At 51.4% G+C, this 21,612-nt stretch carries 18 protein-coding genes and 1 pseudogene; 8 read left to right on the top strand and 11 right to left on the bottom strand.

Features of this window, described 5'->3' with window-relative positions; translation table 11 throughout:
* Positions 1–40: 40 nt before the first annotated feature.
* The gene (locus QCD60_RS19310) at positions 41–1,504 is read right to left on the bottom strand and encodes a hypothetical protein (RefSeq protein ID WP_279781209.1); all 1,464 of its coding nucleotides are present in this window, start codon (positions 1,502–1,504) and stop codon (positions 41–43) included.
* Positions 1,505–1,557: 53 nt separating this feature from the next.
* Here QCD60_RS19310 and QCD60_RS19305 point away from each other — a divergent pair, with 53 nt between their 5' ends.
* A complete protein-coding gene (locus QCD60_RS19305) occupies positions 1,558–2,490 on the top strand; it encodes an IS5 family transposase (RefSeq protein WP_279781211.1) in 933 nt (310 codons plus the stop codon).
* Here QCD60_RS19305 and QCD60_RS19300 read toward each other — a convergent pair.
* From QCD60_RS19300 to QCD60_RS19290, 3 genes are all read right to left on the bottom strand, one after another.
* Positions 2,450–3,172, bottom strand: coding sequence for an ATP-binding protein (locus tag QCD60_RS19300; protein ID WP_279781214.1), 723 nt, complete (start codon positions 3,170–3,172; stop codon positions 2,450–2,452). The two genes, QCD60_RS19305 and QCD60_RS19300, sit on opposite strands and share 41 nt — an antisense overlap.
* Before the next feature lie 64 nt (positions 3,173–3,236).
* The gene (locus QCD60_RS19295; protein ID WP_279781216.1) at positions 3,237–4,565 is read right to left on the bottom strand and encodes a hypothetical protein; all 1,329 of its coding nucleotides are present in this window, start codon (positions 4,563–4,565) and stop codon (positions 3,237–3,239) included.
* Positions 4,566–4,966: 401 nt separating this feature from the next.
* On the bottom strand, positions 4,967–5,446 hold the full coding sequence (locus QCD60_RS19290) for a HEPN domain-containing protein (protein ID WP_279787834.1): 480 nt from the start codon (positions 5,444–5,446) through the stop codon (positions 4,967–4,969).
* 207 nt (positions 5,447–5,653) lie between these two features.
* Between QCD60_RS19290 and mobH the strand changes: the two genes are divergently transcribed.
* The 3 genes and pseudogenes from mobH (at position 5,654) to QCD60_RS19275 (ending at position 8,850) form a co-directional block, all read left to right on the top strand.
* Entirely contained in the window at positions 5,654–7,462 is a 1,809-nt protein-coding gene (gene mobH / locus QCD60_RS19285) for a MobH family relaxase (protein WP_347950218.1), read from the top strand.
* A gap of 12 nt (positions 7,463–7,474) precedes the next feature.
* Positions 7,475–7,822, top strand: a pseudogene (locus tag QCD60_RS19280) (DNA-binding domain-containing protein); the annotation flags it as partial.
* Between the two features lie 65 nt (positions 7,823–7,887).
* On the top strand, positions 7,888–8,850 hold the full coding sequence (locus tag QCD60_RS19275) for a site-specific integrase (protein ID WP_279787832.1): 963 nt from the start codon (positions 7,888–7,890) through the stop codon (positions 8,848–8,850).
* Positions 8,851–9,184: 334 nt separating this feature from the next.
* Here QCD60_RS19275 and QCD60_RS19270 read toward each other — a convergent pair whose 3' ends face one another.
* The 4 genes from QCD60_RS19270 to QCD60_RS19255 form a co-directional block, all read right to left on the bottom strand.
* Entirely contained in the window at positions 9,185–10,105 is a 921-nt protein-coding gene (locus QCD60_RS19270) for a BCCT family transporter (protein ID WP_279787831.1), read from the bottom strand.
* 429 nt (positions 10,106–10,534) lie between these two features.
* Entirely contained in the window at positions 10,535–11,794 is a 1,260-nt protein-coding gene (locus QCD60_RS19265) for a Zn-dependent hydrolase (protein WP_279787830.1), read from the bottom strand.
* Between the two features lie 232 nt (positions 11,795–12,026).
* Positions 12,027–13,520 carry a CoA-acylating methylmalonate-semialdehyde dehydrogenase gene (locus tag QCD60_RS19260; protein ID WP_279787829.1) on the bottom strand — a complete coding sequence of 498 codons (1,494 nt, stop codon included), beginning with the start codon at positions 13,518–13,520 and terminating at the stop codon, positions 12,027–12,029.
* 127 nt (positions 13,521–13,647) lie between these two features.
* Entirely contained in the window at positions 13,648–14,982 is a 1,335-nt protein-coding gene (locus QCD60_RS19255; RefSeq protein WP_279787828.1) for an aspartate aminotransferase family protein, read from the bottom strand.
* Positions 14,983–15,173: 191 nt separating this feature from the next.
* On the opposite strand from QCD60_RS19255, the gene QCD60_RS19250 reads away from it, so the two are divergent.
* Together QCD60_RS19250 and QCD60_RS19245 are read left to right on the top strand one after the other, a co-directional pair.
* Positions 15,174–16,082 (top strand): LysR family transcriptional regulator, encoded by a 909-nt coding sequence (locus QCD60_RS19250; RefSeq protein ID WP_279787827.1) that lies wholly within the window; start codon positions 15,174–15,176, stop codon positions 16,080–16,082.
* Between the two features lie 72 nt (positions 16,083–16,154).
* Positions 16,155–16,772, top strand: coding sequence for a DUF2185 domain-containing protein (locus tag QCD60_RS19245; RefSeq protein WP_279787826.1), 618 nt, complete (start codon positions 16,155–16,157; stop codon positions 16,770–16,772).
* Positions 16,773–17,179: 407 nt separating this feature from the next.
* Here QCD60_RS19245 and QCD60_RS19240 read toward each other — a convergent pair whose 3' ends face one another.
* Positions 17,180–18,481: an SLC13 family permease gene (locus tag QCD60_RS19240; protein WP_104155300.1), complete on the bottom strand. Its 1,302-nt coding sequence runs from the start codon at positions 18,479–18,481 to the stop codon at positions 17,180–17,182.
* A 67-nt stretch (positions 18,482–18,548) separates the two neighbouring features.
* Positions 18,549–19,412 (bottom strand): amidohydrolase family protein, encoded by an 864-nt coding sequence (locus tag QCD60_RS19235; RefSeq protein ID WP_279787825.1) that lies wholly within the window; start codon positions 19,410–19,412, stop codon positions 18,549–18,551.
* A gap of 174 nt (positions 19,413–19,586) precedes the next feature.
* Here QCD60_RS19235 and QCD60_RS19230 point away from each other — a divergent pair, with 174 nt between their 5' ends.
* Together QCD60_RS19230 and QCD60_RS19225 are read left to right on the top strand one after the other, a co-directional pair.
* A complete protein-coding gene (locus QCD60_RS19230; protein ID WP_279787824.1) occupies positions 19,587–20,324 on the top strand; it encodes a GntR family transcriptional regulator in 738 nt (245 codons plus the stop codon).
* A 302-nt stretch (positions 20,325–20,626) separates the two neighbouring features.
* Positions 20,627–20,797: a hypothetical protein gene (locus QCD60_RS19225; RefSeq protein WP_165838569.1), complete on the top strand. Its 171-nt coding sequence runs from the start codon at positions 20,627–20,629 to the stop codon at positions 20,795–20,797.
* A gap of 15 nt (positions 20,798–20,812) precedes the next feature.
* Here the strand turns inward: QCD60_RS19225 and QCD60_RS19220 are convergent, their stop codons facing one another.
* Positions 20,813–21,526 (bottom strand): helix-turn-helix transcriptional regulator, encoded by a 714-nt coding sequence (locus tag QCD60_RS19220; protein WP_279787823.1) that lies wholly within the window; start codon positions 21,524–21,526, stop codon positions 20,813–20,815.
* Positions 21,527–21,612 lie beyond the last annotated feature (86 nt).

The raw sequence follows: 21,612 nt of genomic DNA, 5'->3' as shown, positions 1-21,612 counted from the left end.
AGGCAGTATAAAAGATGATGTGATGTACATTGATCTAAACTTATGCCCCTAGGACTTGTCTAAAATCATCAACATCTACTTTGACAACGCTAAAACTACTAGCAACGCTACTGTCAAGATTTATCAACACATCACAAATTACCGCGAATAGACCACACTTGTCTGCACACTCCTCAATTTTAGACTTCGTTAGATAACTAGATGAGGAGTGTGCCCCCACATTTGAAAGTCTTACAGCATTCTTGAAATCTGCTAGAATCAAAAGATTATTCATGGTACTGAAGCTAATACCTGTAGCATCAGCAATTGTTTTCACAAGGGGCTGATTTTTCTTAAGTAAAATCAGAACATGGAAAACATCCATCAACAACGAACTATTACCAAACTCCTTTTTAGCCTCTTTATCTGAGGAGCCAAAAGCAATCTTAGCGAACCATTGCTTTTTTGATTTTAATAACTTATTAGCAGAGCACTCAAAAATAGTCCTAATAGAACACGCAACCAGTGGTAAATAATCACCTCGACTCCTTGTCAAATAGGCTTTATCAATCGCATAAATTAAATTAGAGACAACACCTTCCTTAATCTTATACTCGGAATTAGATTCTATTGTAAATATAGACTTATTTTTTGGTTCACCTGCAACATTTGAATTTTTTCTTTCAAACCTCAAAACAACTTCAGACAACACCAGGTCTGTATGCTCATCTCTATATCTGAAAGAGACTACTTTTTCACATACGTCCTCAATAGATGGCAAAATTCTATTATTCACTAAGGTGCTATCTACAGCAATTTCCACATTGTTTTTACCAACCTCCTCTCCACGACTATTTCTTACTTGATAAATATAATCCTCCAAATCAATTTGTTCAGAAGGAATGAAATAAGATGAAGGCAACTGCCGATTAATGAGTATAGCTGCGACCTTTATTTTATTCTCTTCAGCTTCTGGAACTTCGATTGCTTTACCAGTTGGGAGCTGGCCTCCATGTTTACTTTTAAGTTCTCTTTTTAACTCAGAGCCTTTAGTCTGGATTTCTTCATTCAGTGTTCTTAAATCCTTAACTATTTTTTTCGTCAGTGTATTTTCAACAAAATTAGTCCTGTCCGAATTAAACTCCAGCTCATTACTCTGACTTGTCAGATTAATCCTGCCAATCATCTGGGGCAAGGCCAATGTAGACTTGGACTTTCTAAGAAGTTCTGGGTCAAAGATAATGTTGTTATTGAATAAGTTTCTATTTATATAAACCAATGGATAGAGTGCACTATCATGAATTCTTCTATTCAATGGTGATACTTGTTTTGAGTTCCTTCCACTTTCAAAATGAAAAATAACCAGCTCTATATTTATCGCATAATCGGTTCTAATTTCAGACTCTAGAAGTCCTGGATAAGATCTCAACAATTCCTTGTTGTGATAGAATAGTATTTCATTTTCTTCAGAGTCGTACTTAACATAAAACAGTTGATCTTCCTCACTCTCTTTTAAATATGACACCAGCGGCTTTGTTGCACAAATCGGAACAGGCTCCCGTGTTGTAGAATGAAGGCATGAACAAGCCTACCTCCCCGAAGTACAAAACAACGAACTGGAAGTCCTACAACGCCGCGCTCAAAGCGCGTGGGGCATTGATGATCTGGCTGGACAGAAACATGACCTGGCACGGAACACCGCGCGGCCAGCGAGGGCGTACGCAGCGCTTCAGCGAGGCGGCCATTCAGTTCTGCCTGACGATCAAAAACCTGTTCGGCCTGGCCCTGCGTCAGGCGGTGGGCATGGTGCAAAGTCTACTCCGCCTGGCGGGACTGAACTGGCCTGCGCCGGACTACAGCACGGTATGCCGACGTCAGAAGTCGCTACAGGTGGTGATTCCTTACCGCCCCAGTACGTCGGGGCTGCATCTCCTGATTGATAGCACAGGGATCAAAATGCTGGGTGAAGGCGAGTGGAAAACGAAAAAACACGGTGCAGACTACCGCCGCCAGTGGCGTAAAGTGCATATAGGTATTGATGCGCAGACGCTGGAAATTCGGGCCATTGAGGTCACCGACAACACCGTGGGTGACGCCCCGATGCTGCCAAAGTTACTGAGTCAGATTCCGGCGGAGGAAAAGATCGCCTCCGTCAGCGGTGATGGTGCCTACGACACCCGAGACTGTCATGAGGCGATCGCTCAGCGAGAGGCGGAAGCGGTGATTCCCACGCGCAGGAATGGGAGGCCGTGGAAGGAGAGCCGAGCGGGAGCGAAGGCCCGTAACGCGATTTTGCGGGTGACGCGTTATCTGGGGCAAGGGCTCTGGAAAAGGTGGAGCGGTTACCATCGGCGTAGTCTGGTAGAAACCAAGATGCGGTGTTTCAAGCGACTGGGTGAGCGGATCATGGCGAAGGATTTCGACCGTCAGGTGGCCGAACTACAGGTGCGAGCCGCCATTCTGAACCGCTTCACGTCGCTTGGAACACCGGTGACGGTACGTATGGCATAAATTCGTCTGGGGAAAGGGGCTTTGTATGCTGAAGCCTATTTATGCAACAAAGCCACACCAGCCTTCCAGTTGAATATTTATTTTTTTGATTTTCAATATCAACTTTAATTTCAAACGATTCATCCTGGATAGTAGCAACCAGTTTTTCGATCATCCTATCATCTTTTAAATCCTCTAATAACTCTTCAATTATCCTATCACTCGAGTGAATTATTATTTCTGTTCCTTTTCTCTCACAAGAGTCAGTTATCACATTAATTTTTGTATCGCTTAAGTCCTCTTTATCTACTAAGGTAGACTTTTTTAATGAGAACCTACTACGAATATTATTTTTACAGGTAACCCATTCAACTCTATCTCCAAATTTAAATGCCGCTAAAAATCCCAGACCTTTAGACCCTTGGGTAACTCTTTCTATCCCATCTTGGCTAATCAAAGAACCATAAATCTTCGAACTTCTAGATATATGAAATAATTTTGCAATATCATCCTCCCCCATCCCATTTCCATGATCAGAAACAATTACAGTCTGCCTTAATGGATCAATTTTTATTGTGACATCCGGAGAGAAAGAGTCATAAGCATTTTTAATTAGTTCATTAAGTGCAAACAGCGTGGAAGGAATTTTCTGTGAGAGTTCCTCGATAATTTTCCCCCCAAATTTTAAATATACCTCTGACATACCCCATCCCTTTTATATAAAAAATCAAAATATAGATTTAAAAAACATTGAGAGTGTACAAGGACTATCTTTTTGTCATTATCAAGACCTTTTCCTCATTCATAGTCTGAGAGCTACTATTTCTACTTGCCATCCGTTTAAAGGGAATAGTTCTATCAATTTCCGTTATAAAACTGCACCGCCTATTTTCCAGCAACTCTCTCAAAATTTCATTTAGCGGTATTTTATTACCAGATATATGTCGATTACCTAAGGTCCAGACAAGGAATCCTCCTGACTTCATTCTTAAAAGAATGTTATCTAGGGAATCATCTAAATCTCTAATGAATGATGATAAACGTCCAACGCCGCTACTATTACTCTTCAGTAGAATATCCATGCTGGATGAAAAGTTCTTTGATAATCCTCGAAGCCGATCAATATTTAACAGTGCACCTCTCTTTGAGCCTCCAAGACTAGCCGCATCTATTGATGATGAATTTAGAAGGAGGTTATCTGGCACACTATTTCGCAAGTCCTTTGTATCAATCCACATTAATGGAAGATATGAAAACTGCCCGTATGGAACTGTAGTCTGGTTATCGCCATATGGAGGAGATGTTATTAGCAGGTCATGTCTTTCATAGTCGTGCTTATTAGGCTTCTTACGAATATCAGATATTTGCAAATCTACTGTGCTAGTTATGCGGGAACGAGGAAGAAGACCTCTTTCTTTCAATAACTCTCTTTGTTCTTTTTTCAAATTAAAATTTGATTCAATCTTTCTTACAAACAAATCACGACAACAACTTGTATCATTTAAATAACCAGGTGGTTTTATATGAAGCTTATAAGTTGAGGTTCTTGAATTACAACTATCTCTGACCGTGTCACTGAAAGCTACCCAAAAGAACCTCCTAGCCCACTTACTAGGCTCAGCAGTTATTGCTCTTCTGATCTTGCTTAACTCAATTTTTACTCTAGGGGTAAACCATTTATCAATTTTCGGAAAATCAACCTCAACAGCCTCTGACTTATCTAAAATCAACCGGCGGTTTAATAAATTTATTTTTTCCTCAAGTGAAGATAGATAGAAGGAGTCTGACTTAGTTTCGCAGGCTAATATTGCCAAAGGATTAATATCCACACCCTGAAAATCAAGACCTCTAATAATTGACTCTCCCATTGTAGTCCCAGAGCCTACGAATGGATCAAATACAGAGTTAATACCCTCTCGAACGCTCAGAAACAAATCAATTAGCTCCCCTTGCATTTCAGGAACCATCATTGCTGGATACTTTATGAAACCATGGCAATGGGTCCTCTTTGACCTACCAGAGAATGACCAATACTCTTTGTCTACATCATATAGAGAGTGAATCTTTTTTATAATCTTCTCATCTACCGACAACATCTAACCTTCCCTACCTCAACCTAAACTGCTCTGTCAATGTTATCAGTTGCTCTGCAAGTCTACCAGGATAAGTAGCCTATCTAGGGCTCACTGCGTGGCGGAAGGGCAAGAAGAGCCCATTCTGTGCTTAGGTCAGCTTTCCTAGAAAATGCAGCTCTACAATTGGGCATGTTTGCCGTTAAAGGTATGAAGCGTCACAACTTTTAACTCGAAAAGTCAAACCTATAGCGCTACAGCGATCTCCTCCTGACCTACTCTAATAGCGCCGGTTTCGCATCCTATTATTAATCTGCGCTATGCGACTAATATTCACGAGAAAGGCCGCATTAGGTATGCCCCAATCTTCAGCACAAAAGCTCTGTATTGGAGTGTGACTTGGCCGCTGATACCTTGCAACATGTTCAAAGTAACCCATTCCTTCCCATGAGCACTTGCTCCAGACAGGAGTCAGTCGTTTCAACCAGCATTTTCACAAACCGAATAGCCCTCTCCAGATCCTCACGTCGTACCAGGTGGGCAGCTGTTGCCCCTGGAACATTTACTTTGGAACGATGTACAGCTTGCCCTCGTTTATTGATCCAGTTGTCCAATGCTTTTCTGTTGGTAGCCGCATCGGCATTCAGACCAACCCAACTGTCGGTAACATCAACCCCCAGATAGTCCACAAACAGTTGCCTCGTCTTGCTTGCATCCGGGTTGTGAAAACGTTTCAGCTCTCCTTCCAGCCTCTTCCGAATAAACTCGCCACAATGGCTACCCGCAATCAGCCGTAGCTGAGAATTGATCGCCTCACCAATGCGGTTCTCGACATAGGTTTCCCACGCCGTCAACGCCATCACCAAACCTGCTTTACGAATAACGTCATAAGATAGCAATGCCATCCCAGACATTCACTGCGCTATATCAGCCAGCTTCATCACTCTGGCCACCTCTGAGATTTAACCCTTGTTCCCAAACGGAAAAATGGCGAAAAAGGACTGGAAGGGAAAGTAAGGGAATGGATTGACGGGAATGGCCGGAAGGGAATGGCATCAAGGGAAGGGGGTTAAAGGTAACGGGCTTACCCGGAAAAGGCCCTTTTCAACTGGATGGAAAAGGCCAAACGGCCAAAAGGCGCAAGAGGTGCACGTCTGATGTTACGCGGTTTGTTGAAACGCTCAGGATCTCTGATTGGCCTAAGCTCAAAAGGGACCACTGCCCCAGTCATTTCAAAGACCCCCTCCGGTCCCGCATCCACAGCACCTACTGAGCTCAATCCCAGCGACTACCTGACGGACAGCGGCCTGATACGCCCCCTGTCGGCAAAGCAGCTCCTGGCTTCCCCTGCCAGACAGCAACTGCTGCAGCTGATCTGGCAAATGACCAGTCTGCCCGAAGCCCATTTCAAATCGCTCTACATGGAACCTATCGAGCGCTACGCTGAGCTGGTCCAGCTACTTCCTGCGTCGGAAAGCCATCACCACGCTCACCTCGGCGGTATGCTGGATCACGGCCTGGAGATCATTGCCTACGCCCTCAAGCTACGTCGATCCTACCTATTGCCCCAAGGGGCGCCTCCCGAAGAGCAAAGTGCACAAGCCGAGGCCTGGACAGCGGGTGCAGCCTACGGTGCGCTTTGTCACGACATCGGCAAGATCGCCGTCGATATTGAGGTCACTCTAGCCTCTGGCAAGCCTTGGCATCCCTGGCATGGATCAATCCGGGAACCGTACCGCGTGCGCTATATCAAGGGACGCGACTACCATGTGCATGCGCCTGCGGGCGCCCTGCTCGTCTCCCAGATCCTGACACCTTACGTGTTGGACTGGCTCAGTCATTTCCCGGCGTTATTCGGTGCCCTGCTGTCAGTCCTTGCTGGCCACCATGATCGTGCCGGCATTCTGGGCGAGATCGTTATCAAAGCGGATCAGGCCAGCGTTGCCGCGAACCTGGGCGGCAATCCTGGTAAAGCGATTACGGCTCCCAAGAGCTCTCTGCAGTCCAAATTGCTTGGCGGTCTACGCTTCCTGCTGCAGCAAGGGGGTATCCGCGTTAACCAGCCAGGTGCTGCCGCCTATCTGACCGATGACACCCTCTGGCTGGTCAGTAAAGCGGTTGTCGATCAATTGAAGGCCCATCTGCTCCAGCAGGGCATTGAAGGCATACCCTCCTCCAACAGTCGCCTGTTCGATGAAATGCAGGCTCATGGACTGGTCCAGCCCACGTCAGATGGACGCAGTATCTGGAAATGCCAGATCACTGTTGAAGGCAAAGACCCCTGGACGCAAAGCCTGACGCTGCTCAAAGTCGCCCCTTCACTGATCTGGGAGAACACAAGTGATCGCCCCGCATCCCTCAAAGGCACTGTTGTACCTGAACATACTGAACATACAGACGTTGGCACAGGTGCTCCAGATAACATCACTGCTCCAGCTACGTCCTACCGGGTAACGTCTGCTCCAGATGCCACTACAGCACCGCCTGCTGCGACAGCCTTCACACTCGATGACCTGCTCCAGTCCACTACATCATCAGTGCTGCCCGGAGAGACGACACAGAAGACTGCGACAGCGACCCAACAGATAGAAACTGCGGCAGTTACGACGCAACAGGGAATGACTGAGGCAGTACCCTCAGCATCCCAAACCCATTCTGCCGATGCCACCGACGTCATGTTGTCCTTGTTCGATCAACTCATGCCGGCAGCGGCTCAGGTGACAACACCGGCTCCAGCCCCCTTGGTCCCACGAACGCCAGAGGCTCCCGTAGCCCCACTGGAACCTGTTGTAGCCACGCCCGAGGTACAACGGGCAGACAATCCAAAAACTTTTACAGGCAGCAGGAACTTGGCGTCAGAAACAAACACTAACGCGCCAGAGAAAATTAAAGATACAATATCTACACATTTCGTTACATGACTTAGACAAGGAGTCGCGGATCGCTCCATGATTACCAATGACTCGCGTGCACTGGTCCATGGAGTCGATAACACGGTGCTACTGGTAACCCCGACCATCTTTACCAAATACCTGGCAGAGCACCCGAACGTAGACATGGAGTGGAGAGAGTTGCAGGTGAGCTTTCAGCAACTGGGTATCCACCGCAAAGCCGCCAGCAATGGAGAAAATATCTGGACCTGCTACGTCAACGGGCCGAGAAAGACAGGGAAGTCACTGAAGGGCTACCTATTACTCAATCCGACAGACGTGGCGCCAAACATCAGAAACAACCCGTTTCTCACACTTGCCCCTGAGCGAGTGGCTGAGGGAGAGGTCTGAGTAGTACCAGGTAGACACCTGGATGAAGAAAGTAAAAGACGTTGTACAGAGGGAAGTAGTTCAGCATGGAACAGCAAGCACAGGGCTCAACCAAGCCCATTACCTGGGAAGAGTTGTTGGAGCTCTATAGCCTTGGCAGACGGGTTAAAAGTGTCACTAAAGGAAACTACCTGAATGCAATCAAGTGCTTCAGAAAATACGCTCCAGACATTTTGCCCCACCAAGTTACTCACATCATGTTATTACACTGGAGAGCATCAGTACTGGATGCCGATCCTGTAGTGCTAAAGCCGATCAGCTGGAACAGCTATTCGTATGCACTACGCTACATGTTTGACTATGGCAAAAAGCTCAAGGTTCTGCAGTTTGAGACTAACCCGTTCAAAGATCTCAAAGTGCGCGTCCCCGAAGAGCGCCTTCGGATACTCGCCAACGCCGATATTGAAGCTTGTCGAGCTTACTTAAATGATCTTGAAGAACAAGAACGCCATAGCAACCATGTGGCCTTCAGCCCCGTCTGGTTTCACCGCTGCCTGTTGGAGACTTTTTACCATACGGGTATGCGACTGCATCAGTTGCTGCACATAACACTCAGCGATATTGACCTGAACAATCGTCTTATCCACTTTCGCTCAGAGATCAGCAAAAACGACCGGGCTTACACCATTCCTATTGCCAAAGATCTGCTTCCCTACATTCGTTTGGTTGTACACCATGCCCAGTGGGCAGGTATTGATGAGTCTGAGCAGCTGTACAATCTGAATCGTTATAGAAAAAAATACACCGATCCTGAGCAGTACATGGTCAAAGGTCAGGTGCATTCATTTTTCTATCGACTGTCCAAACTGATCACACATAAGGCTACCTCTCATGCCTTTAGACACACCATTGGCACCACCCTGATGCGGCAACCGGAAAGAAACCTGTTTCTGACGAAAGAGCTGCTGGGTCATAAAGATCTACGATCAACACTGAGGTATCTGACCCCGGATGTTGAGCAGATGAGAGAATTTTTAGACAATCGATGATTTATATATTGACACAGGCATGTCAGTCTGTAATTGTATAAAGAAACAAGGTGAGGAGGAAACGATAACTGGCAAGAGCACTTTCACAGAGAGCAGCCAGTTATCGTTTGAAGACGCAGTGAAGCGTCAGAGAACCGTAAGGAACCGGTGGAAGTCGAAACGACTGGAGAGAGTCGGAGCGACCGATAAGGTCAGAACAACAACAGAGTCGGTATGACAATGAGAGTCAGAACCACATCAGCGCCGGAACAACAATAGCGTCGTAACGGCATGTGTCGGAGCGGCAGTCGTGTCGGTGTGACTGTCGGAGCGACTGGAAGGAATCTATGGCTTTTTAGGCATAGAGATTGAACGTCTTGTCGACGATATCCGACAGATAGCTGCCGGTATTCTGCACAAAGGTTTTCAACAGCAGCGCCGTGGGGCCAAGAATTAGAATAAACAGCAGCAACAGCACTGCCAGACCGAGGTTCAGCTCCGACAGACGGCGGATGCCGGTATCCAGCCCGGACACTACCGACAGCGTCGCCAGCGCAGTGATGCATACAATCAGAGCAATCTGCACGGGGGTGCTTTCCGGCAAACCAAACACATGGTGCAGCCCGGAATTGACCTGCAGGACACCGTATCCGAGTGACGTCGCCACCCCCAGCACGGTACCCAGAATGGCAAAGATATCTACCGCATGACCAATCGGTCCGTAAATCCGGTCGCCGATAATGGGATACAGTGCCGAGCGCAGGGTCAGCGGCAGGCGGTGACGGAAGCTGAAATAGGCCAGAATCAGTGCCACAACGGCGTAGATGGCCCAGGCATGCAGGCCCCAGTGGAAGAACGTCAGGCGCATCGCCTCCTGCGCCGCTTCTACCGTACCGCCTTCGCCCACAGGCGGAGCAAGGAAATGCATCACTGGCTCAGCCACTCCGAAGAACATCAGGCCGATACCCATCCCGGCGGAAAACAGCATGGCAAACCAGGAGGTATAGCTGTAATCCGGCTCGGAATGGTCCGGTCCCAGCTTGATGTCACCATGGCGTGACAGACCAAGATAGGTCACAAAAATCAGGAAGATCGCCACAGCCAGCACATAAAACCAGCCAGCGTTATCAATAATGGATGCCTGAACGCCCTTGAACAGCGACTGAGCTGTATCAGGGAACGCGGCAGCGTAGGCCACCAACACTAAGATCAGGAACGCCGAGCCAAAGAACACCGGCGGATTGATTTTGCTGTTGGCGGGAAGCCTCAAGCTCATAAATCACCTTTCCTTGCAGATAAAACATCACCACCACCCTGCGCAGCTCTGAGGAAAGCCGGGTGGTGTCAGAACAAAAAATTCCGGGCGAGAGCACGGTGGCAGATCAACCAGCCAGTCTCTTCCGTCCGGAATTAATTAGAAAACTATACTTAGTGATCTAACTATAAAATTCAAGTATTAATTCCTGCTATAAGGGAAAATGCGTCGGTTCACGACAACCAGAGTGCGTATCCAGAACAAAAATCAGGTATCCCTATCAGCAGAATCGGCATTTTTGACGTAGCGGAGTACGTGCCCTTGAGATCAAAGGGGCAGCATGAAGGGGAAAAGGCAGGCAGAACAGGCAGGAAAACTCGAAATGCAACGAAGGGCCAGACAGGCCCTTCGATAAAAAACAACTACGACTTCAAAACACATTGGAAAGTGTCATACCACCTTGGCACGATCCAGCATGGCATGGAACAACACCGTGCCACCGGCCGCCAGATCCTCCATCTTGGCATTCTCGATTTCGTTATGACTGATACCATTTTCGCACGGTACAAAGATCATCCCGGCGGGCGCGACTTCCGCCAGGAAAATAGCGTCATGGCCAGCACCACTGACGATTTCCATGTAGGGCATCTTGATGGCTTCAGCACCGATACGAACGGCTTCGATGCAGTCTTTACTGAAGTTACACACCGGGAAATCAGCGGTGGGCGTCAGCTCGACGGTCAGGCCATCCCCTTCCAGCTTGGACAGCACGCCCTTCAGTGCCGACACCATCGCATTCAGATCCGCATCATCCAGATGACGGAAGTCGATGGTCATTTCCACTGCACCGGGGATGACATTGCGTGAGCCGGGGTGAACCCGCAGGCAACCCACAGTACCGCGGCCATGAGGGGCAAACTGGTTGGCAATGCGGTTGACCGCCTGAGTAACCTCCGCCGCCCCAAGCAACGCATCTTTACGCAGATTCATGGGGGTGGGGCCAGCATGAGCTTCAACGCCGGTAAGGGTCAGATCGAACCATTTTTGCCCCAGCGCACCAATCACCACACCGATGGTTTTCTCTTCTGCTTCCAGAATAGGGCCCTGTTCAATGTGCGCTTCAAAGTAACTGCCTACGCGGGGCTGACCAACCGGTGCCGGGCCGTTGTAGCCAATTTTCTGCAACTCATCACCGACGCTCAGGCCGTCGATATCCACCTTGGCCAGGGTTTCCTCCAGCGTGAACTTACCCATGTACACACCCGAGCCCATCATGCAGGGGGCATAGCGTGAGCCTTCTTCGTTGGTCCACACCACCACTTCCACCGGCGCTTCCGTCTGGATGTTGTAATCGTTAAGGGTGCGAATCACCTCCAGCCCGGCCATGACCCCGAAACACCCGTCGAACTTACCGCCGGTGGGCTGAGTATCAATATGGCTGCCGGTCATGATGGGAGGCAGCTCAGCATTTTTACCGGGACGGCGAGCAAAGATATTGCCGACCTGATCGACGGTGATGGAACAGCCCGCTTCGGTACACCATTTGACGAACAGGTCACGGGCCTGCTTGTCCAGCTCGGTCAGGGCCAGTCGTTTCACCCCGCCCTTGACGGTCGCACCAATCTGGGCCAGATCCATCAGTGACTGCCACAGACGGTCGCCATTGACGGTGATACTGCTGATGGAGTCGGTATTTACCTGCTGATTCATGACAAATTCCCTCTGATTCCCCGGTTTTGATGGGGTCATTGCAAGCTGCGAGCCAGGGTGTTGTTGCTAGCCCCGGCCGCTCACGGATTAGTTCAAGCGGGCATGTTGTAGTAATCGCATTCAGCTCTCTGGCTGCTCATCGGGTCAATCACATCGAAAACAAAAGCAACGGCCGCTTTTGCGGCCAGCAAACGCAAAAGGCCTTTCCATATGGAAAGGCCTTTTTTCAGTTTCAGCTTGGGAAGGAGAACTGCATTCCGTCACGCACACCGCTGGAAGGCCAGCGTTGAGTCACTGTCTTACGACGGGTGTAGAAGCGGATGGAGTCGGGGCCATAGGCTGACAGATCACCAAACAGCGAGCGCTTCCAGCCACCGAAGCTGTGGTAAGCCACGGGCACAGGCAGCGGCACGTTGACGCCGACCATGCCAACATTGATGTTGTCGGTGAAGTAGCGTGCCGCTTCGCCGTCACGGGTAAACAGGCAGGTGCCGTTGCCGTATTCGTGCTCGTCGATCAGGTTCATGGCTTCCTGCATGGACTTGACGCGCACCACACACAGTACCGGGCCAAAAATCTCTTCCTGATAGATGGTCATGTCGGTAGTGACGTTGTCGAACAGGCAACCACCGATAAAGAAGCCGGTTTCATGGCCGGGCACCTTGATATCACGGCCATCCACTACCAGTGTGGCTCCCTGCTCTACGCCAGAAGCCACATAGCCACGCACTTTTTCCAGCTGCTGGGCGGTGATGATCGGCCCCATGGCATTGCTGACGTCCGTACCGGGGCCAACACGCATGGTAGACAAATGGGATTTGAGCTTGCCAACCACGGCATCAGCTACTTCGTCACCCACACACACCGCGACAGAGATAGCCATGCAGCGCTCGCCACATGAACCGTAGGCCGCGCCCATCAGTGCATTAACCGCGTTGTCGATATCAGCATCAGGCATCACGATAGCGTGATTCTTGGCACCACCCAGTGCCTGTACGCGCTTGCCGTTCGCAGTGCCGGTCGCGTAGATGTATTCCGCAATCGGGGTTGAGCCCACAAAGCTGACCGCCTGCACACGCTTGTCGGTCAGCAGGGTATCGACCGCCAGCTTGTCACCGTTGACGACGTTGAAGACGCCTTTAGGCAGACCGGCCTGCTCCAGCAGCCTGGCGATAAACAGTGGCGCGCTGGGGCAACGCTCTGAAGGCTTCAAGACAAAGGTGTTACCGCAGGCAATGGCCATGGGGTACATCCACATAGGCACCATTGCGGGGAAGTTGAACGGAGTGATACCCGCCACCACACCCAGCGGCTGGAACTCGCTCCAGGAATCAATGGCCGGGCCCGCATTCTTGCTGTGTTCACCTTTCAGCAGTTCAGGAATACCACAGGCGTACTCCACCACTTCGATGCCGCGCTGCAATTCGCCTCTGGCGTCATCCAGCACCTTGCCATGCTCGGCCGTGATCAGCGCACAGATTTCATCAGCGTGCTCTTCCAGCAGCATCTTGAAGCGGAACATCACCTGAGCACGTTTCAGCGGCGGAGTGTTGCGCCAGGCCGGGAACGCCGCCTTGGCTGCAGCGATGGCTTCTTCAACGGTTTCTTTGGAGGCCAGCGCCAGCTGAGATGACACCTCGCCCAGCGCGGGGTTGTAAACGGCCTGAGTGCGGCCTTCGTCCTGAACAAACGCGCCGTTGATGTAGTGTCCGTGAATCTTGGTCATGGTATTCCTCGTTCGGCAGCTTGCCACTGCCGTCAGCATTTCTTTATTCGAATTCGGTTTAGCCGGTCCGGGAGGCCTCACCACCCGGTGGCTAATGCACTACTGCGTACTGAGCAGTAAAGCGGCCTCAGGCCTGTTCGGCGAACGTTTCGCCCATGGCGTTGATCAGGCGGTCAATTTCTTCACGTTCGACGATAAAGGGCAGACCCAGCTGAATGGTGTCGCCGCCGTAACGTACGTAGAAGCCCTTGTCCCACAGCCGCATGGCAATCTGATAAGGACGCAGCGCAGGCTCACCGGGCGCGGCTTCGATAGTCAGACCGGCTGCCAGACCGTAGTTGCGAATGTCGGCAACGTACTTGCTGCCTTTCAGGCTGTGAATGGCGTTCTCGAAGATAGGCGCCATTTCTTTGGCACGGGCAATCAGGTTGTCATTGTCCAGCAGATCCAGCGCGGCCAGACCGGCAGCACAGGCAACAGGGTGAGCGGAATAGGTATAACCGTGTGGCAGTTCCAGCATGTATTCGGGGCCACCGTTGTCCATGAAGGTCTGGTAGATATCGCCTTTCACCACCACACCGCCCATGGGCACGGCACCGTTGGTCACCTGCTTGGCGAAGGTGATCATGTCTGGCTTGACGCCGAAGGCTTCAGAACCGGTCTTGGCTCCCATACGGCCGAACGCAGTGATGACTTCATCAAAAATCAGCAGGATGTTGTGCTTGTCACAGATTTCACGCAGACGCTGCAGATAGCCCACAGGAGGAGGCAGCACGCCCGTAGAACCGGCCAGCGGCTCGACGATCACCGCCGCAATGTTGGAAGCGTCATGCAGGCTGACCAGCTCTTCCAGCTGATTGGCCAGATGCGCACCGTGCTCGGGCATACCCTTGCTGAACAGGTTCTCAGGGATGGCAGTGTGGGTCAGATGATCAGCATCCAGCCCCTGGCCGAACAGTGCACGGTTGGCACCGATACCACCGACGCTGATACCGCCGTAGTTCACCCCGTGGTAGCCACGCACGCGGCCAATCAGCTTGGTCTTGGTGGCCATACCTTTCTTGCGCCAGTAGGCGCGGGCCATTTTCAGCGCGGTATCGACAGACTCCGACCCCGAACCGGTGAAGAACACCTGCTTCATGTTGTCAGGCATGAAGTCGAGGATGCGCCTGGCCAGCTGGAATGATTTGGGGTGACCGAACTGGAACGCCGGTGAATAGTCCAGCTCCAGCATCTGCTTGCTGACCGCCTCAGCGATTTCAGGGCGGCAATGGCCAGCGCCACAGGTCCACAGGCCTGACAGACCATCAAAAATCTGACGACCTTTGGCGTCGGTGAAATAGGCACCTTTGGCGCCAACGATGATGCGAGGATCTTTCTTGAACTGACGGTTGCCGGTGTAAGGCATCCAGTGAGCTTCCAGTTCTTCCTGAGTAGGCAAGCGGTTGTAATCGGTCATCATCTTCACCTGTGCGAACTATGGCGCGTAGTAAATGCAGGGTTGTGAGTCAGCCATCTCATTGGCCTTATGAGAATCGAGTCTGCACCGGCCGATTGATTAATTAAATTCAAATGATTTAAATCTCGGTTAACCATTCACTTACCTAAAAAGTAAATGTGCACCATGACAGCACATCTGCCAGAGACCGCCCGATGAAAAGCCATAAAGCCATAGGCCAGATCAGCGATATCGACATCCGTCTGCTGAAGATTTTCAAAGCCGTGGTCGACAACGGCGGCTTTGCCGCAGCAGAAGTGCAGCTCAATATCAGCCGCCCTGCCATCTCCATTGCCATCAGCGATCTGGAAAAACGCCTTGATCTTCGCCTGTGTCAGCGCGGTCGCAGCGGCTTTACCCTGACGGAAGAAGGGCAGGAGATTTATAACGCTTCGCAGCAGCTGCTGGTGTCGCTGGAAACCTTCAAAACTCAGGTCAACGCCATTCACCATCAGCTCAAAGGTGAACTGAATATCGGCATCACCGATAACCTCGTCACCCTGCCCCATATGCGCATTACTCATGCGCTGGCGGCACTGAAAAAAGCCGGGCCAGAGATTCGCATCAATATCCGCATGATTCCGCCCAACGATATCGAGCTGGGCGTACTCGACAGCCGTCTGCATATCGGCGTAATCCCCGAGCTGCGGCCACTGCAGGGTCTGAACTATTACCCGCTGTACGAAGAGACGTCACAGCTGTATTGCAGTGCCGGACACCCGCTCTATAACCGCACCGATGAAGAGCTGCTGCCGGAAGACATCTATCACTACGACGCCGTCGTCCCGGCCTTCGCCCAGATCGCCGAGATCAAGAGCAAGCATCAGCGGCTTAACAGTCAGGCCACCGCAACCGACCGCGAAGGTATCGCCTTTCTGATTCTCACCGGCCACTTTATTGGTTATCTGCCCACCCACTTTGCCCAGCGCTGGGTGCGCGATGGTCTGATGCGGCCTTTGTTGCCACGTCAGCTATACTTTGGCACCCAGTATTCGGCTATTACCCGCAAGGCGGCACGACCGAATCTGATCCTCGAGAAGTATCTGGAGGCGCTGGGGGTGTAGCACTGTGCAATGCAAATACGATCAGTGCATCTGATAACACATCTGACAAAGACGACTTTCGGTATTGAGACTATGCAAAACAAAACATGGCACTTAGTAAATGCACAAGCGGTTGCAGATGAGTTTCCCTATACCTTTTACAAACCCTCCCCCGAGGCTATTACGCTGTTAAAAGCAGGCAATCTGGCCAAGCTTATTTTCGAGGAGACTAATAGCAGCACTGATAAGTCATACGCTGAACGTATGTGGGTAAAAATAGAAAATATCAGTAATGGTTTATTTTCTGGTTTCTTAGACAATGTTCCAATCCATATAAAAGACCTGAAATTAGGTGACAAAATAGAATTCAGTGCCTGCCACATTATCAATACTGACATAGACGACCCTGTGCCCTCTGTCGTCGATAAATACACTCTGCACTGCATCGTTACGGACAATATTCTTTCCGAAGGCCGTCAGGTTGGCTATTTATATCGCGAGGCAACAGATGGTAGTGATGACAGTGGCTGGCGCTTTACCGCGGGTGATGAAACAGAGGACTATATGCGCAACCCTGATAATGGACATTACGTTTCAATAGGTACCGTACTCAACAAAGATGACAGTATTTTGCCACTGCTGGAACGTGAGGCAGGCGTTACTTTTGAGCGGGATAAGAAAGGTCAGTTTGTTGAGATAAAAGAAAGATAAACACCAAAAGGCTTTTTCTCTAAAACCATTCTCTAAATTCATGACATGTCTATCTTATTTCCTTGTAAAAGCGTAGGGATATAAAACACGGTACTTGCACACAGTTCAGAATACGAAAAAACTAACCTAACACTTTTACAAGGAGTCTTTCATCAGCAATCTCTTCCGCAAAAGCATTTAATACCAGTGGCAACTGCAGGACAAAAAGTAACGCTTTAACTTTCATTTCAACATCCGTTTGATATGAGAAAAATGCGGGATCAATTTATCACCCGATCACTGACTGGCAAGTGCCACAAAAATATTGATAACTCATTACAAAGAAAAAACCCAACCAATCATCCTTGACTGGTCGGGTTGTCTGCATCTTCGTTATGCAAAGCGGGAGAGAACGCCTGTGCGCTCACTCAAAGTACAAAGGTCATGACCACGTTGTAGACCAGTGCGGCAGCAAAGCCCAGCGGTGCTGCGCGGAACAGCAGCTGCGGGAACAGCCTGGCGCGGCTTTCTTCATCGGTGCAGGCGCCCAGTGTCAGGCTGCCGCCGGAAGAGAACGGGGAAATGGAAGTCGCCTGCGCACCGACAACGATGGCAATAAAGATCACCATGGGGTCGATCCCCAGTGTGGTGGCAATCGACGGCACGATGGGGAACAGCGCCGGTGTGACCACGCCCAGCGTACTGGCAAACAGCGACATCAGCGCGCCCACCACACCAAAGGCAAGCGGCACCAGTGCAGCAGGAATGGTGGTACCAATCCAGGAAGCCAGCGCATCGATGGTGCCCGCCTTGATCGCCACGCTGATCAGCATGCCCACGCCACAGATCATGATGATGGTCGCCCAGGGCAAGGACGCAATGGCCTTGCGCTCATCACCCAGCTTCAGCATCAGTGCAATCACCGAGAAAATGCTGGCGATCAGGCCGATATCCACCTTGGAGTTGATAAAGGTAATGGTGTGATTGTCCGGCGCCAGAATATGGGCAATGGGGAATACCAGCACCAGCGCCATCATCAGCAGCGTCAGCCACAGGGTGATTTTCTGCTCTTTGTTGAAGGCCTTAGGCAAGCCGATATTGAAGGCTTCTTTGGACATGGTATGACGATGGCCACCGAGGAATACCATGCCGGAGATGACGATCAGCGGAATCACCAGCGTACTGACGAAGATGCCCAGTGCATCAACAAAGGCCGCATCTTCCGCAATACCGGCGTTCATCATCAGACCGCGGAAAATAATGCCGCTCTGACTGGCAACAAAGTTAGCACCGGCCAGGGCGCCGTAGTTCACCGACATGGCACCGATGATCATGCTCATGCCTGTGCGCTGGCACAACAGCAGGGTAATCGGCGCCATAAAGGCCAGCACGGTGTAATAGCCTGCGCCCAGCCCGGCAATCAGGGTGGCGGTGAAGAAGACGGCATAGGGCAGCAAATGAGGGAAGTTGCGGCAGCGGTACATCAGGTGCTCTGCCAGCCGCTCCAGCGTGCCGTTGATGGTGGCAAAGCTATAGAACAGTGACACCGAGAAGATAATAAAGAAGATCTTCAGCGGCCACATCTTGATGATTTCGTCGGGCTTGAGCCCCATCACGAAACAGCCGATCAGGTAAGAAAAGGCAATGGCATAAAGGCCGATATTAATGCGGGTGCGATACCCCAGCACTATGGCCAGCACAATCGCCGCCACGACGATGAGACTCATCATTTCTGTTTGTCCTTCTTTTTATACAAACCAGTCATTGTTGCTTGCAGAAGCGTGCTCTCACTGGCCGTCAGGCCAGTTTGAACAATGCGGTTGGGTTGTCTACCAACACTTTTTTCCGTTCTTCACCGTCCGTGATCACCTGTTCCATGATCGAAAACTGCTGGTCGTAACCGGTCTGATCTTCGAACTGGGTATGGGGCCAGTCACTGCCCCACAGGAAACGCTGCGAGCCGCCACAGGCGTCGCGCAGCAGGTCCAGCATGGTGATGGCTTGCGCCACGTCGGCATGGTTGCGATAGCTTGCCGACAACTTGATCCAGATCTGCTGAGAGGCCAGCAAATCCAGAAATGCCTGGTGTTGCGAGTTATCGCGATGGATACCCGCCTGAGGACGGCCAAAGTGGTCAATCACCACCTGTACGCCGCTGGCCAGAATGGCCGGTAGAAACTGATGAATGTCGTCAATATGACGATGAATCTCGATATGCCAGCCGCGCGAGGCCAGACGTTTGAAGAACAACTGCCAGTCCGCAGCCGAGTAATCTTCTGTCTCTTTACCGATCAGGTTCAGCCGCGCACCAACCACACCTGCGGCGCTGAGGGTATCCAGCTCAGCCTCGGCCATTGTCCGCTCAATCACGGCCACACCGCGCAAACGCTTCGGGTGCTGAGCCATGGCCGCCAGCATGTAACTGTTGTCAGTACCGAGGAAGCTGGGCTGTACCAGTACGCCGTGAGACAGGCCATGACGGTCAAGATGACTAAGGAAGTCGTCGATCAGCGCGTCATAGTCGGGGGAATAGCGGCGGCCTTCGGTCAGCGGCAGGTTGCGGCTGAAGACATGGGCATGGGAGTCCACCCCCGTTACCGGCAGCGGCGTGGAAGCGGCTGACGGGTGAACAGACGATGCAGTGTGAGCAGGGCAAGTCATGGTCAAGCTGTACCTGTTTTTATGAGCTTCGACGGCCAGACTGGGGCGGCCGAATTCATATATTCATATATATGACTAGATGACCATATCTTTCCTAAATTAAGCTGTCAACAACCGTGGACGCTGCAGGGCAAGCTGATTAGAGTAACGAGATTTACCGATCTGGATGTCTGTATGAGTTTTTCTAAACTGGGCCAGGACGACCGCTTGCCGCTTTATCAGCGTTTGCGGGACGAGATGATGAATAAAATTGCGACTCGTGAATGGCTGCCAGATGAACCCATTCCGACTGAAGCCGAGCTGACAAAACTCTACGGTGTGGCCGTGGGAACGATCCGCAAGGCAGTCGACACGCTGGTCAGTGATGGTCTGCTGCAACGCAGCCAGGGCCGTGGCACCTTTGTGCGTCGCCCGAACTTCGATGCCTCCTTTTTTCGCTTCTTCCGCCAGGTCGACAGCGCCGGTGATCAGCAAATGCCGGAAGGCCGGGTCATTGCCCGTGAACTGGTCACCCCCGATGACACTGTCGCGCGTGCCCTGTCGCTGGCCAGCGGTGAGCGCACCCTGCGCCTTGAGCGCCTGCGCCTGATCGGTGGCAGAACGGTGTTCTGGGAGGAAATCTGGCTGGCCGAAGCACGTTTCGCCAGACTGATGGAGATTGAGCTGAGTGCCTTTGGCAACCTGCTCTACCCCTTCTATGAAGAGTTATGCGGCCAGCAGATCGCCTCCGCGCAGGAAACCCTGAGCATTGCCACAGCCGACGGGCCAACCGCTGCTCATCTGGGGATTGAGGAAGGCAAGCCGGTAGCGGTGATCGAGCGGGTAGCGCTGGGATATGACCGCCAGCCCATTGAATATCGTCTGTCCCGCGGCGCAGCGGATACGTTCCGCTACCAGATCGAGATTTCCTGAAGCTCCTTTCACCTACCGCTCTCGGGTATGGCCTTCGTGCAGATATGCAGAGGCCATGCAGACTACGCCGCCCGGCGTGTCTGTTCTTATCCCTGTCCAATAACAGCCATATCTGGATGCCAGAGCGTATTCACGTTCTCAAAGGCGCTCCGTAAGTAAAAAATCCTTGCACAAACCTGACTAACCTCTTGCCGTTCTTACAGACAGCGGCTAAAACACACAGCTAAGTGCAAAACTGTGCACGAATTATGCTGTATGTCTTGGTGACCTTCGTATTCAGGCAGACAAGCGAGGTGATCCCAATGGAGAAAATCTTGTCGGGTAATTGGATCAGCCTGTTTTTTGCTCTTACCGGGCGTTTACTAACAGGCGGGCGTTTTCGTAAGAACGCCGATATGGAATGCAATATCGGTATCGTGGCGTACACGACACTGTTCGTTCTGGTCAGTCTGGGTTATCTGCTTAGCAGGTGACGCTGGCTGAACTGATCAACCTGCCCTGGCCTGCAATCCTATTCCGTGCGAGGCAAAGTGTTGCCAGCCTTTGGGCGTAATGCGCAGTTGACGGCTGCCGTCGCTGCGCCTCAGCACATCCTTGTCCAGATACGCCTCCAGCAGCGCCCTGGCCAGCGGTCCGGCCAGATGGTAACGTCGTTCGCTCCAGTCCAGACAGGGCCTTGCCTCAGGTTGCCGGTAACCGGATAACGCTTCATCCATGACCATTCCCAGCGTCATGCAATACTTTCGCCCCGCCTCGGTCAGTAACAGACTGCCGCGCTCCTCCTGCAGAAACCCCGCCTGAAAGAATCCGTCATAGATGGCCACTCCCAGCTCACCGGCAATGTGGTCATAGCAGGTTCTGGCCTGCCGCAGAGCCAGAGGCACGGTCGAACGTACCGCTTTCACCCTGGGCGTCATGGTCAGCCGTGACAGCGCTTCTATGGCTTCTGCCACTTCCCCATTAGCCAGCCGGTAATAACGGTGCCGCCCCTGTTTGAGCAGCTCGAGCAAACCATTCTCCGTCAGCATGCCAAGGTGGCCACTGGCCGTCTGCGGCGTCAGGCTGGCGACCCGTGCCAGCTCACCGGCGGTATAGGCGCGGCCATCCATCAGAGTCATCAGCATGATGGCGCGGCTGGGTTCGGCAAACAGGGTTGCCATGCGGGCAATCTGAAAGGTGTCCTGATTGAGGGCATCGACCATAAGCGGCGTCCTTCTGAGCAAGCGCACAGGTTCTGGCAGGGGAAAACTGCCCGCTATTGTTCCACAGCAGGGCGGCGAATGCTTCG

Origin of the sequence: Pokkaliibacter sp. MBI-7, assembly GCF_029846635.1 — a bacterium.
GTDB lineage: Bacteria > Pseudomonadota > Gammaproteobacteria > Pseudomonadales > Balneatricaceae > Pokkaliibacter.
Note: the sequence above shows the minus strand (reverse complement) of the source record. Positions and strands in the feature narration are given on the sequence as shown.

What these genes read in the sequence shown, in the direction of transcription:
- QCD60_RS19265 (WP_279787830.1), bottom strand. Translation starts at nt 11,794, where the DNA reads ATGAATCAGCAGGTAAATACCGACTCCATCAGCAGTATCACCGTCAAT.
- QCD60_RS19235 (WP_279787825.1), bottom strand. Translation starts at nt 19,412, where the DNA reads ATGACTTGCCCTGCTCACACTGCATCGTCTGTTCACCCGTCAGCCGCT.
- QCD60_RS19270 (WP_279787831.1), bottom strand. Translation starts at nt 10,105, where the DNA reads ATGAGCTTGAGGCTTCCCGCCAACAGCAAAATCAATCCGCCGGTGTTC.
- mobH (WP_347950218.1), top strand. Translation starts at nt 5,654, where the DNA reads ATGGAAAAGGCCAAACGGCCAAAAGGCGCAAGAGGTGCACGTCTGATG.
- QCD60_RS19245 (WP_279787826.1), top strand. Translation starts at nt 16,155, where the DNA reads ATGCAAAACAAAACATGGCACTTAGTAAATGCACAAGCGGTTGCAGAT.
- QCD60_RS19300 (WP_279781214.1), bottom strand. Translation starts at nt 3,172, where the DNA reads ATGTCAGAGGTATATTTAAAATTTGGGGGGAAAATTATCGAGGAACTC.
- QCD60_RS19275 (WP_279787832.1), top strand. Translation starts at nt 7,888, where the DNA reads ATGGAACAGCAAGCACAGGGCTCAACCAAGCCCATTACCTGGGAAGAG.
- QCD60_RS19255 (WP_279787828.1), bottom strand. Translation starts at nt 14,982, where the DNA reads ATGATGACCGATTACAACCGCTTGCCTACTCAGGAAGAACTGGAAGCT.
- QCD60_RS19295 (WP_279781216.1), bottom strand. Translation starts at nt 4,565, where the DNA reads ATGTTGTCGGTAGATGAGAAGATTATAAAAAAGATTCACTCTCTATAT.
- QCD60_RS19305 (WP_279781211.1), top strand. Translation starts at nt 1,558, where the DNA reads ATGAACAAGCCTACCTCCCCGAAGTACAAAACAACGAACTGGAAGTCC.
- QCD60_RS19225 (WP_165838569.1), top strand. Translation starts at nt 20,627, where the DNA reads ATGGAGAAAATCTTGTCGGGTAATTGGATCAGCCTGTTTTTTGCTCTT.
- QCD60_RS19240 (WP_104155300.1), bottom strand. Translation starts at nt 18,481, where the DNA reads ATGATGAGTCTCATCGTCGTGGCGGCGATTGTGCTGGCCATAGTGCTG.
- QCD60_RS19220 (WP_279787823.1), bottom strand. Translation starts at nt 21,526, where the DNA reads ATGGTCGATGCCCTCAATCAGGACACCTTTCAGATTGCCCGCATGGCA.
- QCD60_RS19250 (WP_279787827.1), top strand. Translation starts at nt 15,174, where the DNA reads ATGAAAAGCCATAAAGCCATAGGCCAGATCAGCGATATCGACATCCGT.
- QCD60_RS19290 (WP_279787834.1), bottom strand. Translation starts at nt 5,446, where the DNA reads ATGGCATTGCTATCTTATGACGTTATTCGTAAAGCAGGTTTGGTGATG.
- QCD60_RS19230 (WP_279787824.1), top strand. Translation starts at nt 19,587, where the DNA reads ATGAGTTTTTCTAAACTGGGCCAGGACGACCGCTTGCCGCTTTATCAG.
- QCD60_RS19260 (WP_279787829.1), bottom strand. Translation starts at nt 13,520, where the DNA reads ATGACCAAGATTCACGGACACTACATCAACGGCGCGTTTGTTCAGGAC.